This window comes from Niveispirillum lacus, from assembly GCF_002251795.1.
Classification (GTDB): Bacteria; Pseudomonadota; Alphaproteobacteria; order Azospirillales; family Azospirillaceae; genus Niveispirillum; species Niveispirillum lacus.
In genome coordinates this window covers 423929-440442 of record NZ_NOXU01000030.1, presented here as the reverse complement: position 1 = coordinate 440442, position 16514 = coordinate 423929, and the positions used below count along the sequence as shown (strand labels likewise).

Below are 16514 nucleotides of genomic sequence, written 5' to 3'. Positions count from 1 at the left end.
TTTTGTTGGTCCCTAGTTAGGCCCGGAGTGCGGCCCCTGTCCAGCCATTGGGGGATGCGATCCGCAGGGATCAGCCCCGATGACGACAGCCGGCCGGCTGTTCCCTTGACCATGCCGTTTATGTCATGCTCCGCCGCGATGGACGCCGCCGAGAATTTCTTTAGAATATCGAGCGTTTGGCCAGCGTAGCCCCCGCGCGAAGGAAGCGATGTGATGTCCCTGCCCGATGGCAATCTTGATCCGGCGAGCTTCTGGAACAATTTCCGATACTATATTGACTTCATGCGCACGCAACTTGGCGTTCAGAACATTGAATTCCAGCCGAAGCCGGGCCGCGGACTTTATGCGCAGAACAGCGCGTCACCCGACACCGCCACAATCCGTACACGCTGCGATTCCGCCATCACCCCGATGTCGCTGGCCAATCATCACTGGCAGATCGAAGAACTGCTATTCACCAAGAAGGTGCTGGACACGGTGCCAGCGGCCGTTCTGGTCGATGTGGGCGCCAATATGGGCCTGTTTACCCGGCAGGTATTGGGCTGGTGCGGCAATGTTAAACGCGCCTTCGCTTATGAGCCGGAACCGGAGAATTTCGCCTGCCTGCTGCATAATCTGGCCTGTTTCGACATGGTCGTTCCGGAAATGGTAGGGTTGGCCGAGACCGACGGCGTTTTCCGGCTGTTTTTGGACCTCCAGAATTGCGGCAATAACAGCCTGGTGTCCGATGATCTGGCCGGGGCGCAAAACAAGGGCGCAACAGAGGTCCGGGTGATCAACGCCGCTGTCGAAGCGCGTCGCTGGCAGGAACCGGGTCTGCCGATCTTCTATAAATCCGATACGCAAGGGTATGATGAGAAGATCATCACATTGCTGCCGGATGAGATCTGGGACCAGGTCATCGGCGGGGTTATCGAGATCGAGAATATCGACAAGCCCGCTTTCGAGATGGAAAAATTCATCTCTTTCCTGGATCGGTATGAAAACAAGGTCATCCTGGACCGGCCGGAGACCATCGTCTCGACCAGCGATGTTCTGGGATATCTCAATCGTGGTAAGGGGCCCGGCGTCGACCTTGGCTTCTGGAAATAAGGAACGACATCATGGCCAAGTCAAAATCGGTAGCGCTGCGGCTTTTCGAAATCTACAAAAAGAATGGTTTCATGCTCTCTTCTGAGCTGGAGCCTGAATATATGAAGACGGACAAGTTCGTCTTCACACGCCTGTATATCGGCCATATGAACCAGACCTATCATCTGGGCATCGCCATGCGGGAAATCGCCTTTCTGGAGTCGCTGAGCAGCCTGGCCGACTTCAAGAATATCTTCATCATCGGCAATAGTTTTGGTTTCAGCACCCTGGCCCTGGCCCTGATGAACCCGCAAGCCAAGGTGGTTGCCATCGAGATCGGGATGGAGCCATTCACTGAAAAATGGATCGAGGCCACCAACATCATCGCCCAGGCCGAAGGGCTGAATGTGAAAGTCGTGCAGGGCAGTTCGCCGGACAATAATGCCGAGATCATCGAACGTGAATTGGGTGGATCCATCGATTTTGCCTTTGTCGACGGGCTGCACACCAATGAGGCGGTGCAAAAGGATTTCGACAGCCTGCGCCCCTTCGGCCACGAGCGCACGATCTATGGTTTCCATGATGTGCTCGCCCATAAGATGGTGGAAGGCCTGTCGGCGGCGGTCGGCCGCAACCCCATTCCCACACAGATTTTCTTCGCCACCCCCTCCGGCATCGCGTTGGCATCGGCGGCGTTCCCGGAAGGATTCGATGTGTTCTGTGACCTGTATGGCAGCAACAGCCTGACACAGGCCATCCTGCAAAAGGGTGTGGCAGCCGTGGTGCCGGCGGCGTAACGGCCAAAACCTGCCCTGATGGCACCCCCGTGCGGGGCCGGCGGTCGTCGGCCCCCCCTCCGGCGCCAGGACATGTCCTGCAACATCGTTCGTTCGATATCAGCGCAGAGACCCAAAAACACGAAGCCCCGGAACATCACTGTTCCGGGGCTTTCGCAACTGGGTCATGGTGCGGCCGAAAAGACTCGAACTTTCACGGGTTGCCCCACAGCGACCTCAACGCTGCGCGTCTACCAATTCCGCCACGGCCGCAAACACATGCCGGAAGACCGCTTCTGGTTTGTCACCGTCGGCGGTGCGGGGTGGATAGCAAATCGCAGGCGCCGCTTCAAGCACCAATCGTCATCGCTTTGATGATGTACGGATTTGACGGGCCGGGTCCCCGTGTTAGCTTCACCAACACGGACAACGCCCTCGCAGGAGATTGGCGACAATGAACTTGAAGAAGAGCTTCGCTGCTGCCCTGGCGGCCGCAACCATGTTGACCGCCATGCCGGCCTTTGCCGACACGATCGTTGGTCTGGTGGCGCCGCTGACTGGCCCCAACGCCGTGTTCGGGGAGCAGATGCGCCGGGGCGCTGAAATGGCCGTAGCCGATATCAACGCCAAGGGTGGCCTGCTGGGCGAGAAGCTGGTGCTGGTCAATATGGATGACGCATCCAACCCAAGCCAGGGTGTGGCCATCGCCAACAAGCTGGCGACCCAGGGCGGCGTGGCAGCGTTCGGTAACTTCAACTCCGCCGTTTCCATCCCCTCCTCCAAGGTGTTCGCCGATGAGGGGATTGTCATGATCAGCCCGGCATCGACCAACCCGCAATTGACCGAACAGGGCCTGACCACCGTCTTCCGGACCTGTGGCCGCGACGATCAGCAGGGGGATGTCGCTGCGGCCTGGCTGCTGAAAAACCACAAGGATGGCAAAATCGCCGTCATCCATGACCAGACCACCTATGGCCGCGGTCTGGCAGAGGCCACGCGCGCCGCCCTGAACAAAGGGGGCAAGAAGGAGGTCATGTTCGACGCCGTTAATGTCGGCGACCGCGATATGTCGGCCCTGGTTACCAAGATGAAGGATGCCGGCGTCAATGTGGTCTATTTTGGCGGCCTGCATACGGAGGCCGGCCTGCTGGTCCGCCAAATGGCCGATGCCGGCCTGAAGGCTGTATTCATGTCGGGTGACGGGGTGGTCAACCAGGAATTCTGGAACATCGCTGGTACCTCGGCGGAAGGGGCCCTGGTCACCTTCGGCAATGAATATCGTGACAAGCCGGAAGCCGCTGATGTGGTGAAGCGTTTCCGCAGCGCCGGATTCGAACCGGAAGCCTATACGCTGTACACTTACGCCGCCGTTCAGGTCTGGGCCGGTGCCGCGACGAAGGCAAAGACGGTCGATGCCGACAAGGTGGCTGCCAGCATCCGGGACGGTGTCTACACAACGGTGATCGGTCCGCTTTCCTTTGACGCCAAGGGTGACCGCAAAGTCACCGATTACATCGTCTATCGCTGGAGCAACGGCAAGTACACGCCAATCCCCGGTCAATAACCGACCAAGGCCCCGGTAAGGCCCCCCGGCCGGGGGGCCTGTTTGCGTATGACTTATGCCTTTCGGCAATAGACAGTCACCTTGGACTAGCATATTGACCGGGTTGCCGCCGGGGCCGGCGCCGGGCTATCAAAGAAGAGACCCTGGTACCTGCCCGCCAGGCAACGTTCTGGAGAACAGGGAAAGCGGTGACCGTGTCCATCAGCCCGCTGAAGGTGATGATCGTCGAGGACGACGCGCTGGTTGCGCTGGGCGTCCGCCTCACCTTGAGCGAGCTTGGCCATGATGTCGTGGGAATCGCGGCCTCGGAACTGGAAGCCCTGGCCGTGGCACAGGCGGAAAAGCCGCAACTGGCCCTGATGGATATCAGGCTGCGGGGGGCCAGCGACGGGGTGCAGGTGGCGCAGCGACTGTGGCAGGAAGCGCGGGTCCGCTGCATTTTCCTGTCGGCTTACGCCGATGACCAGACGATGGCACGGGTGGCCCAGACACGGCCCCTCGGTTTTGTCCAAAAACCCTATTCGGCCCAGCAACTGAAAACCGCGCTGGAGCAGGCGCGCAACCGGTTGACCGAAGCGGACGGACGGTAAGCCTCTGAAAATCCATCAGCGCGGCATGGCATTGCCGCAATTGATTGTGATATTGCCTATGCAGGCAGCAGCGGTTGAAGCAGATCGCCAGGAAAATACGCAAAACCTGGAGAAAACCGCATCGACGCTGTTGTCAACAGGACCTCAAGGCTTCAAGGTTGGAGCGTTGAAGCATACCCGGCGTCAAGGGGATGGGCCCTTGGCTCCGACCACAAATAAGCGAAGGAGCGAACAATGCGCGTGCTTCCCCTGGTTTTTGCCGGCCTGATGGTTGTCGGTCTGGCCGCCTGTGGCAAGAAGGAAGAGGCTGCGGCCCCCGCCCCGGCCCCGGCCGCTGAGCAGCCGGCCCCGGCCGCCGAACCCGCGCCGGCCCCGGCAGAAGCCCCGGCCGCCCCCGCGGAAGCCACCCCCGCTCCGGCTGATGGCGCGGCCCCGGCCACCCCGCCGGCCGAAGGCACCACGCCGCCGGAAGGCAACAAGTAAGACAAACCTGCCTTGGTCGATGACGATCAAGGCAGGTTTACGCTGCCGCAAGAGTGCGGGCGGGTTACGGCCTGCCCGCACACTGCCCAGGACAAAGCTGAGGCCGGTTGGCGTTAACGCCGTCGCCGTGGGCAGTGGATCTTCGGCAAATAAATGGAGGGCCGGGTACCGTCGGGGTGCCCGGCCCTTTGTTTTTGATGAGGACAGCAGCCGCTATTTTTCCAATTGGTCAACAGGGTTCAACACCTGTTCGCCCTTGCGAATGGCAAAATGCAACTGCGAGGAACGGACATTTCCGGTCTGGCCAACCGTGCCGATCCCCTGCCCGCGCGTGACGCGCTGCCCCTGTTCAACCGCCAACGCATCCAGATGGGCATAGACGGTCACCCAGCCGCCATCATGACGGATCAGAACCAGATTGCCGAAGGATTTCAATTGATTACCGGCATAGGCAACGACCCCGTTTTCCGCCGCCATCACCGCCGTGCCCTTTGGCGCCCCGATATTGATACCATCATTGCGCAAGCCGCCCGGTTTTTCACCGAATCCTGACAGGATCGGCCCGCGCACGGGCCAGAGGAAACGGTTTCCCGCGCGGGCTGGGGGTACATCATCCCGTGGCGGTGGCGGCGGCGGAGTGACCGCAGCCACCTGGGCCGTTGGTGGCGCAGCCACCTGGGCCGGTGGTGGCGCAGCCACCTGGGCCGGTGGTGGCGAGACCTGTGGCGCCGGTGTCGCAGCGGGGCGCCGGTCAGGTGTGACAGGTGCTGCCGGGGCCAGGGCCGGCGCCGGCGCAGCGGCAGTGGGTGCGGGGGGCAGGCTTTCCGTCTCCACCCCCCGTTTGCCAGCCGCCGCGACAGGCGGGGCCAGAGGGGCGGCGGCGGGACGCGGCGGTGCGGTTGCTGCCGCAGGCGGCGGCGGCAGGGTCGCCACCTCCACCGCCGGGCGCTGCGTACGCTCCGCCGGGCTGGAACTGGCCGCCGGCGGCACTTCCGGTTTGCGACTTGGCGCCGGAATGGCGGGTTTCAACGCTGGCGGCGGCGGGGCGGCCGCGACCGATACCCCGGCCATCGGGCTTTGCCCCGGCAACCGCAAACTCTGCCCAGCCTTCAGGGTGTAGGGATGCTGCAACCCGTTGAGACGGACCAGTTCGGCCATGTCGACCTGGTATTGCCGTGACAGGCCGTACAGCGTGTCACCCGCCTTCACCACATAGAGTTTGGGCAGCGGCAGCAGCAGACGCTGTCCCGGCTGGAGCATAAACGGCGCGGTCAGCCCGTTGGCCTCGATCAGGTCACGGACCGGAACGTTATATTGCTGCGCCAGCTTGTACAGCGTATCGCCGCGGGAAACGAAAATGGAATTCACCGGCGCTGCAGGCGCCCGCGCGGCTTTGCTGGGCAGGTCACCCTCTGTCGAGCAGCCGGAAAGCAGCAGACCCGACAGCATCGTGGCCAGGGCGAGGCGGAAGGCCATCTTCATGCCGACACCGGGTCCGGGGCGACATCCGGCAGCAGGGGGACAAACCTGACGGGCCACAGTACCTCTCGCTTCAATCCATCCTGATCCCGGCGGATACGCACCACATTCAATGCCCGGTGATCCGGGCCCAAGGGGATCACCATGATGCCACCAACCGCGAGTTGGTCCATTAGATCACGAGGCGGGTTACCTATGCAACCTGCGGTGACCAGGATGCGCTCAAAGGGCGCTGCCTCTGGCCATCCCCGAATCCCATCCCCAACCCTGGCCGTCATGTTATGCAGGCGCAGAGCGGTAAAGCGTTGCTCCGCCTCCTGCGCCAGCGGACGGTGACGTTCGATTGTATAGACCCGGCGGGCAATTTTGGCCAGGATTGCCGCCTGATATCCGGACCCGGTTCCGATTTCCAGTACCTTGTGCCGGTCACCCAGTTCCAGGGCCTGCGTCATCAGGCCCACCACTTGCGGCTGGCTGATGGTCTGACCATGGCCGATGGGCAGAGCCGTATCCTCATAAGCCTGATCACGGAACGGGCGCGGCACAAACAATTCGCGCGGGATCAGTTCGATGGCCCGCAGGACATTGACGTCCGTCACCCCCTGGCGGCGCAGCAGCATCAGCAACCTGATCTTGCGCGCCGCCCCGCTGGTCATGCAAAGACCCCTTTCAGGTTCTCCAGACAATCGTAATGGGTCAGGTCCAGGAAAATCGGCGTAACCGCAACGCCGCCATGGTTGACGACATGCACGTCGGTATCAGCGGGCACATCCTCATCCCCGCGCGCGGCACCGATCCAGAAATAACGCCGGCCGCGCGGGTCGATCCGTTCATCCAACTCGTCCCCGATCTTGCGGTTGCCGTGGCGGACCACATGCACACCGGTCACATCGCCGACAGCAACGTCGGGATAGTTGACATTCATCAAGACCAGCTTCGGCCAGTCGGCGGCCATCACCTTGCGCACGACCTGTGGGCCCAAGGCCTTGGCAACGGCCCAGTTGGGCGGGCCGCCATGGGGCATGCGCTGGCTCATGGCGATGGCGCGCACCCCCAGCAGCGTGGCCTCCATGGCGCAGGCGATGGTGCCGGAATAGGTCACATCCTCGCCCAGATTGCTGCCATGATTGATGCCCGACAGAACCAGGGCCGGCTTCTTGTCGGCCATGAAATGGTTGATGGCCAGCAACACGCAGTCGGTGGGCGTGCCATCAACGGCATAACGTTTCGGCCCCAGTTCGCGCACGCGCAACGGCCGATGCATGGTCAGCGAATGGGAGGCGCCGGACTGCTCCGTCTCTGGCGCCACCACCCAGACATCGTCGGTCAGGTCGCGGGCAATCGCCTCCAGCACGGCCAGCCCCTGGGCATGGATGCCGTCATCATTGCTGATCAGGATGCGGGTGCCGGTGAAATCGAAATCAGCCATTGAGGGCAATCCGCTCCAGCCCGCCCATGTACGGGCGCAGGGCGTCCGGGATCAGGATGGAGCCGTCAGGCTGCTGATAATTTTCCAGCACCGCGATCAGGCAGCGGCCCACGGCGGTACCGGAGCCGTTCAGCGTATGCACGAACTGTGTCGACTTCTCCCCCTTGGCGCGGAAGCGGGCCTTCATGCGCCGGGCCTGGAAGTCACCACAGTTGGAGCAGGAGGAGATTTCGCGGTACGCAGCCTGGCCCGGCAGCCAGACCTCGATATCGTAGGTTTTCTGGGCCGTGAAGCCCATATCGCCCGAGCAAAGCGTGACCGTGCGGAACGGCAGGCCCAGACGCTTCAGCACCGTTTCCGCCGCATCGGTCATCCGCTCATGCTCCGCCGCCGACTGATCGGGCCGGGTGATGGAGACCATTTCCACCTTGTAGAACTGATGCTGGCGGATCATGCCGCGCGTGTCACGCCCGGCCGACCCGGCCTCCGACCGGAAACAGGGCGTGCGGGCCGTCAGGCGCAGGGGCAGCTCCTCGGCATCCAGGATGGCGTCATTGACCAGATTGGTCAGCGGCACTTCCGCCGTTGGGATCAGCCAGAAACCGTTGGTGGTCTGGAACAGGTCCTCGGTGAATTTCGGCAACTGGCCCGTGCCGAAAGCGGCGTCATCCTTGACCAGCAGCGGCGGGGACACTTCCTCATAGCCGTACTCGGTCGTGTGGATGTCCAGCATGAAATCGCCCAGGGCCCGCTCCAGCCGGGCCAACTGTCCACGCAGGACCGTAAACCGCGCACCCGACAGCTTGGCCGCCAGATCAAAGCTCATCAGGCCCAAGGCTTCGCCCAGCTCAAAATGCTGCTTGGCGCCCACGATTTCCGTTGGCGTGCCGACGCGGCGGATTTCGACATTGTCATGCTCATCCTTGCCGTCGGGCACATCCGGGGCGGGGATGTTGGGATAGGAGGCCAGAATGCGGTCCAGCTCGGCCCCCAGTTCCTTCTCGCGTTCCTCAAGCTGCGGCATCTTTTCTTTGATCGCCGCGACCTCATCCAGCAGGGGTTGGGCGTCCTTGCCCTCCTTCTTATAGGCGCCGATCAGCTTAGACGCCTCATTCCGGCGGGCCTGCAGCTCCTGGGCCTGCGTCTGGCAGGCACGGCGTTCCTGATCCAGTTCCAGGATGCGGGGAGACAGCGGTTCCACACCACGCCGGGCCAGGCCGGCATCAAAGGCAGCGGGATTGTCGCGGATGGAACGGATGTCGTGCATGGAAAACCAGAAGCCTAGGGGTCAATCGGTGCCCCGTTTATAGGGGCGGAGAGGGCAGCGCGTAAAGCGCCCACAGGGGGGAAGGTACGGATCGGAACATAACAGTATCTGACGGCCAAAGACCCTTGCCCTGGCCGCCCGCTGCGCCTATTTTGCCACCGGCTTGAAAGTTGTCATACAAATCTGCGGGAGGATGGCGATGCGGTACTGGATGTTCCCGGCCCTGGCAGCCCTGCTGCTGTCAGCGCCAGCGGCGATGGCCGAGCGCATTTTCATTGCCGGGGACAGCACGGCCGCCCATTACGCCCCCGACCGCTATCCGCAGATGGGCTGGGGCATGGCGTTGGCCTGTAATCTGGACGGCACGGTGACGGTGGAAAACCGGGCCATGGGCGGCCGCAGCACCAAAAGCTTCATCGCCGAAGGGCGCTTTGATGCCATTGCCAAGGATATCGCCGCGGGCGATACGCTGCTGATTCAGTTCGGGCACAATGATGCCAATCAGGCGCGGGAGGAGCGCTATACGCCCCTGCCCGCTTTCCGTGTCAATCTGCTGCGCTTCATCGCCATGGCCCGCGAAAAGGGCGCGCAGCCCGTTCTGCTGACACCGGTGGCGCGCCGCAGCTTCGCCCCGGATGGCAGCATCAACGACAGTTTTGCCACCTATGCCGAGGTCACGCGGGCAGTGGCGCGAGAGACGGGCACCCCGCTGATTGATCTGGGCTATGACAGCCGGGTCTATGTGCATGGGCTGGGGCCGGAGCCAGCCAAAGCCTATTTCCTGCATTACAGCAAGGAACAGGCCCAGGCTGCTGGTTACACACGCTGGGCCGAGGGCATTGCCGACGACACCCATTTCAGCGAGAAGGGGGCGCGGGCCATGGCATCGCTGGTGGCGACACGGCTGCAGGCGTTGCCCCTGCCCGTCTCCGCAAAGGTGCGACCACAGCCGGCCGCAAACCCACCGACACTGGGAGGGCCCACCTGCCCCTGACCTACCAGGATTTCAGGGCCCGCAAGGTGGGGGTTTTCTTCACGATATGCCCATCCATGCGGGCCAACAGCCGGTCCAGCAGATCGACAGCGGCCGCCACCGCCGGACCCTTGTTCAGCATCACGCATTCGGCCCGTGCGGCCATAGCAGCATCCGTCATTTCCCCGCGCGACGGCACCCCGTCCTTTACCAGATCCTCCAGCACCTGCGTGGCCCAGATGACGGGTACACCAGCCGCCTCGCACAGCCAGAGAATTTCCTCCTGCATTTCCGCCACACGCTCGAACCCGATTTCGGCGGCCAGATCACCGCGGGCGATCATCACACCGAAGGGCCAGTCCTTTGCTGCTGCCCGTGCCATCAGGCCCGGCAGGTTGGTCACAGCCTCCGGCCGTTCGATCTTGGCCACCAGCCCCGGCTTACGCTCCACGGCGCAGCGGTCCAGGGCGCGCTCCAGCAGGTCGATATCCTCAGGCCGGCTGACAAAGGAATAGCCAATCATATCGGCACATTCGACAACGGTGGCCAGATCATCCTGGTCCTTGTCGGTCAGGGGGGAAAGGCCCAGCGCCGTGTCGGGCAGATTCAGCCCCTTCTCGGGCTTCAGTTTCACGCCACCGCCCTTGGCCCGGACGATACGGATGATAGCCGTGTCGCTGTCCACCCCCTCCACCACCCCTTCCAGCGCACCATCGTCGTAGCGCAGCCGCTCACCCGGCGACAGGCGGCGCACGATCTCCGCCAGCGACACAGCCGCCGCAAAGGGAGCATGCGCATCGCACCAAGGCTCGCCCGACGCCACCAGCCGCAGGGCATCACCGGCCTGCAAGCGGGCCTTCTTCTCCTTTGTCCGTACCTCGCCCGTGCGAATCTTTGGGCCTGCAATATCCATCAGAATGGATAGCGGCCGGCCCACCAGCGAGGCGGCACGGCGCGCATGCGCCGCCATCGCCCGCCAGGCGGCCGCATCATCATGGGCGCAGTTGATCCGGACGATGTCCATGCCACGCCGGGCCAGATCCAGAATCATATCCGGGTCGGCGGCGGCGGTGCCGGGCAGCGTCACCATGATACGGCAGCGGCGGTGAGGGGCGGCTGGTCCCAGCAGCGCATCCGCAGCGGTTGCTAACCGGACCTCGCCGGCAAAGAAGGCAGCCTCCAAAGGGGCGGCAACCGGATTGTCCCGTCCTGCCAGGGCTGCCAGCGCCGAGATCACCGCGTCCAGGGTCGGCAAAACCCGGCCTTCCAGCCGGCCCAGCGACGACAGCCCCAACGCCATCAGGCGCCGCTGCACAGGACGCAGATCGTGTCGGCGCAGGGCCAGATAATGGGACAGGTTGACGATGCCGTCCGGTACTGGCCTGGCCACCTCCCACGGCTCCAGCGTGTGGGCCGCGTCCGCCAGCACCAGGGTGCGCAAGGCTGCGAGTTCCGCCAACAGCGTCTGCGCCGTCATTTCCGTATGCGGTGGGTCCTGCATTCGCCCCTTCTGAGTCATTCCTGCACCTGATCGCTTGTCCAGGGAGCAGCATAGGCGGCGGTCATGACAGGCCCGTGACGGCGCGCCGGCATTCAGGTAGAGATGGCGGCCCCATATCGGGGTTAACAGAACCCGTCCCAGACCCCGAAGGAAGTGTCATGACGGTGATGGATTGCGCCCTCTCCATCGACTGGTCCACCGTCCCCGCCGTGCGGGTGGACGGGCTGGAGGCCGGAAGGATGGTTCTCGACATCGCGCAGGGCCGGCCGGTCAGGCTGGTCTCGGCCACCGGTATCAGCGGGCTGGCCGGTGCCGGATGGTGGGCGGGATTGCAGGAGGTCTGGGCCGCCCAGGCGCCAGGCCCCTTCCAGGCCCTACTGGACTGCGCTGACCTGCCCGGCCTGGTACTTTCTGCCTTGCGCGCCGGCTGCACCGACATCGCCTTTACCCCTGGCCCTGCGACTCCAGATGGGGTGCTGACCCGTCTGACATCGTTAGCAGAGGCCCATGGTGCCCGGCTGCACCCCGCGCCGCTGCTCACAACAGAGGTGTGCTGGCGGCGCAACCGTGGTGCCACGCTAAAGCAATACCTGACGCAACATATTGATTTCAAAACAATGTAACGGAATCTAGGCCACTATCTCGTAATGTCGTCACGTTGCTTTACGCCGGTGCCTGCGATATCAAACCCGCACCCACATGAGGGCCGAAACGGCCCGCCGAACTGGCAGGAAAACGAAGATGAAGCTGACCCGCCGCGTTAAGGAAATCCTTTCCTGGTATGAGAGCGACAATCCCGGCACCAAGGCCAATCTCGCCCGCATCCTGATGGAAGGCCGCCTGGGCGGCACCGGCAAGCTGGTGATCCTGCCTGTCGACCAGGGTTTCGAGCATGGTCCGGCCCGCAGCTTTGCCATGAACCCTGCCGCCTATGACCCGCACTATCACTACCAGTTGGCCATTGATGCCGGCCTGTCGGCCTATGCAGCACCACTGGGCCCGCTGGAAGCCGGTGCCGCCACCTTCGCCGGCTCCATCCCCTTGATCTTGAAGATGAACAGTGCCAACAGCCTGTCACGTCTGAAAGAAGGGGCCGATCAGGCCGTCACCGCCAGCGTTGATGACGCGCTGCGCCTGGGCTGTTCGGCCATCGGCTTTACGATCTATCCCGGCTCCGACGCCATGTTCGGCCAGTATGAGGAAATCCGCGAACTGTCGCGCGAGGCGAAGTCCAAGGGCATCGCCACCGTCATCTGGTCCTACCCGCGCGGCGGCGACATCTCCAAGAAGGGTGAGCTGGCGCTGGACGTGGATGCCTACGCCGCCCATATGGCCGCCCTGCTGGGCGCCCACATCATCAAGGTCAAGCTGCCGACCGCCGACCTGGAACAGGACGAGGCGCGCAAGATCTATGAAAAGCACAATATCCCGCGCGAGACCCTGGCCGAGCGCGTGAAGCACATCACCCAGGCCTGCTTCAATGGTCGCCGCATCGTTGTCTTCTCCGGCGGCGCTGCCAAGGGCGAGGATGCGGTGTATGAGGATGCCCGCGCCATCCGCGATGGCGGCGGCAACGGCTCCATCATCGGCCGCAACGCCTTCCAGCGTTCCCGCGAGGACGCGCTGGCCCTGCTGGACAAGCTGGTGCGTATCTACCAGAACAAGGAATAAGGGTTGGTCCCTGTTCCCTTCTGCGCCGCCCGGCGTGGATAGCAGGGGTCAAGTGCACCGGCCCTTGCTATATAGTGCCCGTTAAGGGGCCCGGCGTGGTTCAGCCCGCCGGGCCTTTTCTTTATCGTTCAGAGAAAACCATGTCCGACTGCCGCCTCTACCTGATCACCCCGCCCAAGATCGATCTCGCCACCTTCCCCGCCCTGCTGGCCTCGGCGCTGGATGCGGGCGATGTGGCCTGCGTGCAGTTGCGGCTGAAGGATGTGGGCGACGATGTCATCCGCCGCGCCATCGACGCCCTGCGCCCCGTGGTGCAAAGCCGGGAGGTAGCCTTCATCCTGAATGATCGGCCCGACCTGGCGGCGGCGGGTGGCTGTGACGGCGTGCATGTCGGGCAGGAAGACACGCCCTATGCCCAGGCGCGCAAGATCATGGGCCGCGACGCCATTGTCGGCGTCACCTGCCATGACAGCCGGCATCTGGCCATGGTGGCGGGAGAGGATGGGGCGGATTACGTCGCTTTCGGTGCCTTCTTCGACACGGCCACCAAGGACCCCAAGGCCCGGGCCGAGCCGGAAATCCTGTCCTGGTGGCAGGAAATGATGGAAGTGCCTTGCGTGGCCATTGGCGGCATCACGGTGGATAATTGCGCCGTCCTGGTCGATGCCGGGGCCGACTTCCTGGCCGTCAGCGGCGGGGTGTGGGGGTACAAGGATGGTCCGGCGGCGGCCGTGAAGGCCTTCAACAAGGTGATTGCGGGGGCGTGATCGCCCCCACCGTCCCAGCGCTCACGCACCCGTTTCCGCGTTCCAGCGGCGCTGCATCTCTTCCGGGCTGACCTGTTCGATGGTTTGGGACAGCATCCAGCGATGGCCGAACGGGTCCATGATCATGGCGCTGCGTTCACCAAAGCTCTGGTTCGCGGCGGCCCGGATCACCATCGCGCCAGCCTCTGCGGCGCGCGCCAGATCCTCATCAACCGCCTTGGTCGCCAGATACAGCGTTACCGGCGTGCCGCCCACCGTATCGGGGCTCAGCGCACCGAAATCCGGATATTCATCCGACAGCATGATGGTGCTGTCCCCCAGGCGCAGTTCGGCATGGCCGATGCGGCCATCCATCGGGTCGGTCATCCGGAAAATCTCCACCGCCCCGAAGGCGCGACGGTAGAAATCGATCGCCGCAGAGGCATCTTTCACCGTGAAATAGGGCATAACCGCCGTAATGCTGGACATTTGTCACCTGCTGCCGTTTAATTTTAATTACGATACGTTTCGTTTCGAAATGAGTCAATCATGAATGATGTGAAGCCACGTGGCCGCCCACCCAGCACCGCCGCCCGCGAAAAGGCCCTGGCGGCGGCCCATGCGATTTTAATGGAGGAAGGGTTTGGCCGTTTGACGGTGGAGGCGGTGGCCGCCCGGTCGGGCGTGGGCAAGGCAACCCTCTACCGCAACTGGACCAATGCCTGCGAACTGGCCATGGCCGCCCTGATCGATGGGGTGCCGTTGGCACAGCCGGGCGGTGAGACGGGCCTGAAAGCGGCCCTGACGGCGCAGATGCAGGCCCTGGTTCAGGCCTTTGCCACCACACGCGGCCGGCAGATCGCCATGACGCTGGCCGCTGCCGATCCGGAAAGCGAAATGACACGGGCCTTCCGCAACCGCGTCATCCTGTCCAGCCGGGAGGCGGGGCGAAACCTGATCATTGAGGCCGCCCGCTGCGGTGAAGTCCCGCCGCCCGCGGATATCGACACCCTGCTGGATATGGTCTACGGCCCCGTCTTTTATCGAATCCTGGCGGGGCATCAGCCCTTAAACGCGGTTTTCGCAGAACGGTTGGCCGACAACGCGGTCACCATCCTGACCGCAGCGCGCCCCTGACCGTCTATGCGAATTGGAGCGCCGCCAGCCGCGCATACAGACCCTCCTGGCGCAGCAATTCCTCATGCGTCCCCTCTTCCACCATCCGGCCGCCATCCAGCACCACGATACGGTCGGCATTGACGATGGTGGCGAGGCGGTGAGCGATGATCAGAGTGGTGCGGTCCTTCATCAGGGTTTCCAGCGCCGCCTGCACCAGCCGCTCGCTTTCGGCATCCAGGGCCGAGGTGGCTTCATCCAACAGCAGCAGCGGGGCGTCACGCAGGATGGCGCGGGCAATGGCGATTCGCTGGCGCTGCCCACCCGACAGGCGCACGCCCTTTTCACCCAGGAACGTATCGAATCCTTCGGGCATCGCCTCAATGAAGTCCAGCGCATGGGCAGCAGCGGCGGCGGCCCGCACCTCCGCGTCCGACGCACCGGGACGGCCATAACGGATATTTTCCAGGGCGCTGGCGGAGAAGATCACACTGTCCTGCTGCACGATGCCAATACGTGACCGCAGGTCGGATGGGTGGGTCTGGGCGATGTCCACGCCATCCAGGCGCACAGAGCCCTCCTGCGGGTCATAGAATCGCAGCAGCAATTGAAAGATCGTGGTCTTGCCCGCCCCCGATGGCCCGACCAGGGCCACCCGCTCACCGGGCCGCACCGTCAGCGACAGACCGTCCAGCGCGCTGTCCTTGGGCCGGGAGGGATAATTGAACCGCACCCCGTCGAACCGCACCTCCCCCTGCGTGGGTGTGGGCAGGGGCAGCGGATGGGCCGGTGCCCGGATATCCGGCACCTTGGACAGAAGGTCGAACAGCCGTTCGGTGGCGCCGGCAGCATTGGCAAGGTCGCTGGCCACCTCTGACAAGGCACCCACAGCCCCCGCCACCATGACGGCATAGAAGATGAAGGCCGAAAGCTGACCACCGCTGATCCGGCCGGCAATGACATCATGCCCACCGATCCACAAAACGGTGCCGATGGCCCCGAACACCAGCATGATGACCAGCATGGTCAGCCAGGATCGCGCCTTGATCCGGCGCAGCGACACCTTCACCGTATCCTCAACCGAACCGGCAAAGCGGTCGATCTCCAGCGGTTCGCGGCCAAAGGCCTGCACCGTGCGGATACCGCCCAGCACCTCATCCACGCGCGTGCCGATATTGGCCACCGCATCCTGGCTGGCGCGCGACAAGGTACGGACCTTACGCCCGAACACCACGATCGGAGCCACCACCAGCGGCACCACCAGCAGCACCAAGCCCGTGAGTTTGGGGCTGGTCAGCAGCAGCAGGACCAGCCCGCCCACCAGCATCAGGGTATTGCGCAGCGCGATGGACACGCTGGTGCCGATCACCTGTTGCAGCAAGGTGGTGTCGGTGGTCAGGCGTGACAGGATTTCACCCGTCTTATTGGTCTCATAAAAAGCGGGCGACAGGGTGACCAGATGGTCGAACACTTTGCGCCGGATATCCGCCACCACCCGTTCGCCGATCCAGGACACCAGATAGAATCGGGCGAAGGTCGATACGCCCAACAGCAGGATGACCACCAGCAATACCAACAGCGCCTGGTTCAGCAGGTCGGCATTACCGGCGGCGAATCCATGGTCTACCAGCGCCTTCAACCCCTGACCCAACCCCAGAACCGTACCGGCCGCCACCACCAACGCCGCTGTCGCTCCGGCGATCCGGGCGCGATACGGCTTCAGGAACGGCCAAAGCAGGCGCAAAGGCTTCAGATCGCGGGGCGGGCGCCCCTCGGCAGCAGTACCGTCGACGCGATTGTCACGAAAGACCAAGGAAGTTGCTCCGCGAATGAAGAAAGCGGGTAGAA

17 protein-coding genes and 1 tRNA gene are annotated in these 16514 nt (G+C 63.4%); 10 read left to right on the top strand and 8 right to left on the bottom strand.

Going from position 1 to position 16514, the window contains the following annotated elements:
* The first annotated feature begins 213 nt into the window (after positions 1-213).
* On the top strand, positions 214-1092 hold the full coding sequence (locus CHU95_RS14950) for an FkbM family methyltransferase (protein WP_094457106.1): 879 nt from the start codon (positions 214-216) through the stop codon (positions 1090-1092).
* A gap of 11 nt (positions 1093-1103) precedes the next feature.
* Positions 1104-1868: a class I SAM-dependent methyltransferase gene (locus CHU95_RS14945; RefSeq protein WP_094457105.1), complete on the top strand. Its 765-nt coding sequence runs from the start codon at positions 1104-1106 to the stop codon at positions 1866-1868.
* A 167-nt stretch (positions 1869-2035) separates the two neighbouring features.
* Here CHU95_RS14945 and CHU95_RS14940 read toward each other — a convergent pair.
* Positions 2036-2120 (bottom strand) — tRNA-Leu (locus CHU95_RS14940).
* Positions 2121-2301: 181 nt separating this feature from the next.
* Between CHU95_RS14940 and CHU95_RS14935 the strand changes: the two genes are divergently transcribed.
* The 3 genes from CHU95_RS14935 (at position 2302) to CHU95_RS14925 (ending at position 4484) form a co-directional block, all read left to right on the top strand.
* Complete coding sequence (locus CHU95_RS14935; protein WP_094457104.1) at positions 2302-3411, top strand: branched-chain amino acid ABC transporter substrate-binding protein; 1110 nt, start codon at positions 2302-2304, stop codon at positions 3409-3411.
* A gap of 188 nt (positions 3412-3599) precedes the next feature.
* On the top strand, positions 3600-4001 hold the full coding sequence (locus tag CHU95_RS14930) for a response regulator (protein ID WP_245838271.1): 402 nt from the start codon (positions 3600-3602) through the stop codon (positions 3999-4001).
* Positions 4002-4235: 234 nt separating this feature from the next.
* Entirely contained in the window at positions 4236-4484 is a 249-nt protein-coding gene (locus tag CHU95_RS14925) for a hypothetical protein (RefSeq protein WP_094457103.1), read from the top strand.
* A 213-nt stretch (positions 4485-4697) separates the two neighbouring features.
* On the opposite strand, the gene CHU95_RS14920 is transcribed toward CHU95_RS14925, so the two are convergent.
* The 4 genes from CHU95_RS14920 to serS are packed head-to-tail and all read right to left on the bottom strand — an operon-like array spanning position 4698 to position 8659.
* On the bottom strand, positions 4698-5966 hold the full coding sequence (locus CHU95_RS14920; protein ID WP_245838269.1) for a LysM peptidoglycan-binding domain-containing M23 family metallopeptidase: 1269 nt from the start codon (positions 5964-5966) through the stop codon (positions 4698-4700).
* Positions 5963-6619 carry a protein-L-isoaspartate(D-aspartate) O-methyltransferase gene (locus CHU95_RS14915; RefSeq protein ID WP_094457102.1) on the bottom strand — a complete coding sequence of 219 codons (657 nt, stop codon included), beginning with the start codon at positions 6617-6619 and terminating at the stop codon, positions 5963-5965. Before CHU95_RS14915 ends, CHU95_RS14920 begins: the two co-directional genes overlap by 4 nt.
* Positions 6616-7392, bottom strand: a complete 777-nt coding sequence (surE, locus tag CHU95_RS14910; RefSeq protein ID WP_094457101.1) for a 5'/3'-nucleotidase SurE — start codon at positions 7390-7392, stop codon at positions 6616-6618. The genes CHU95_RS14915 and surE overlap by 4 nt, the downstream gene beginning before the upstream one ends.
* The gene (gene serS, locus CHU95_RS14905; protein ID WP_094457100.1) at positions 7385-8659 is read right to left on the bottom strand and encodes a serine--tRNA ligase; all 1275 of its coding nucleotides are present in this window, start codon (positions 8657-8659) and stop codon (positions 7385-7387) included. Before serS ends, surE begins: the two co-directional genes overlap by 8 nt.
* 199 nt (positions 8660-8858) lie before the next feature.
* Between serS and CHU95_RS14900 the strand changes: the two genes are divergently transcribed.
* A complete protein-coding gene (locus tag CHU95_RS14900) occupies positions 8859-9653 on the top strand; it encodes a rhamnogalacturonan acetylesterase (protein ID WP_207762508.1) in 795 nt (264 codons plus the stop codon).
* A gap of 1 nt (position 9654) precedes the next feature.
* Here CHU95_RS14900 and CHU95_RS14895 read toward each other — a convergent pair whose 3' ends face one another.
* On the bottom strand, positions 9655-11133 hold the full coding sequence (locus CHU95_RS14895) for a pyruvate kinase (protein WP_245838267.1): 1479 nt from the start codon (positions 11131-11133) through the stop codon (positions 9655-9657).
* Positions 11134-11291: 158 nt separating this feature from the next.
* On the opposite strand from CHU95_RS14895, the gene CHU95_RS14890 reads away from it, so the two are divergent.
* The 3 genes from CHU95_RS14890 to thiE all read left to right on the top strand — a co-directional run bounded on the left by CHU95_RS14890 (position 11292) and on the right by thiE (position 13571).
* Entirely contained in the window at positions 11292-11756 is a 465-nt protein-coding gene (locus CHU95_RS14890; RefSeq protein WP_094457098.1) for a hypothetical protein, read from the top strand.
* A 118-nt stretch (positions 11757-11874) separates the two neighbouring features.
* Positions 11875-12804 carry a class I fructose-bisphosphate aldolase gene (locus CHU95_RS14885; protein WP_094457097.1) on the top strand — a complete coding sequence of 310 codons (930 nt, stop codon included), beginning with the start codon at positions 11875-11877 and terminating at the stop codon, positions 12802-12804.
* 140 nt (positions 12805-12944) lie between these two features.
* Entirely contained in the window at positions 12945-13571 is a 627-nt protein-coding gene (gene thiE / locus CHU95_RS14880) for a thiamine phosphate synthase (RefSeq protein WP_094457096.1), read from the top strand.
* 21 nt (positions 13572-13592) lie between these two features.
* Here the strand turns inward: thiE and CHU95_RS14875 are convergent, their stop codons facing one another.
* Positions 13593-14039 (bottom strand): VOC family protein, encoded by a 447-nt coding sequence (locus tag CHU95_RS14875; protein WP_094457095.1) that lies wholly within the window; start codon positions 14037-14039, stop codon positions 13593-13595.
* A gap of 60 nt (positions 14040-14099) precedes the next feature.
* Between CHU95_RS14875 and CHU95_RS14870 the strand changes: the two genes are divergently transcribed.
* Positions 14100-14687, top strand: a complete 588-nt coding sequence (locus CHU95_RS14870; RefSeq protein WP_094457094.1) for a TetR/AcrR family transcriptional regulator — start codon at positions 14100-14102, stop codon at positions 14685-14687.
* A 4-nt stretch (positions 14688-14691) separates the two neighbouring features.
* Here the strand turns inward: CHU95_RS14870 and CHU95_RS14865 are convergent, their stop codons facing one another.
* Positions 14692-16479, bottom strand: a complete 1788-nt coding sequence (locus CHU95_RS14865) for an ABC transporter transmembrane domain-containing protein (RefSeq protein ID WP_094457093.1) — start codon at positions 16477-16479, stop codon at positions 14692-14694.
* Positions 16480-16514 lie beyond the last annotated feature (35 nt).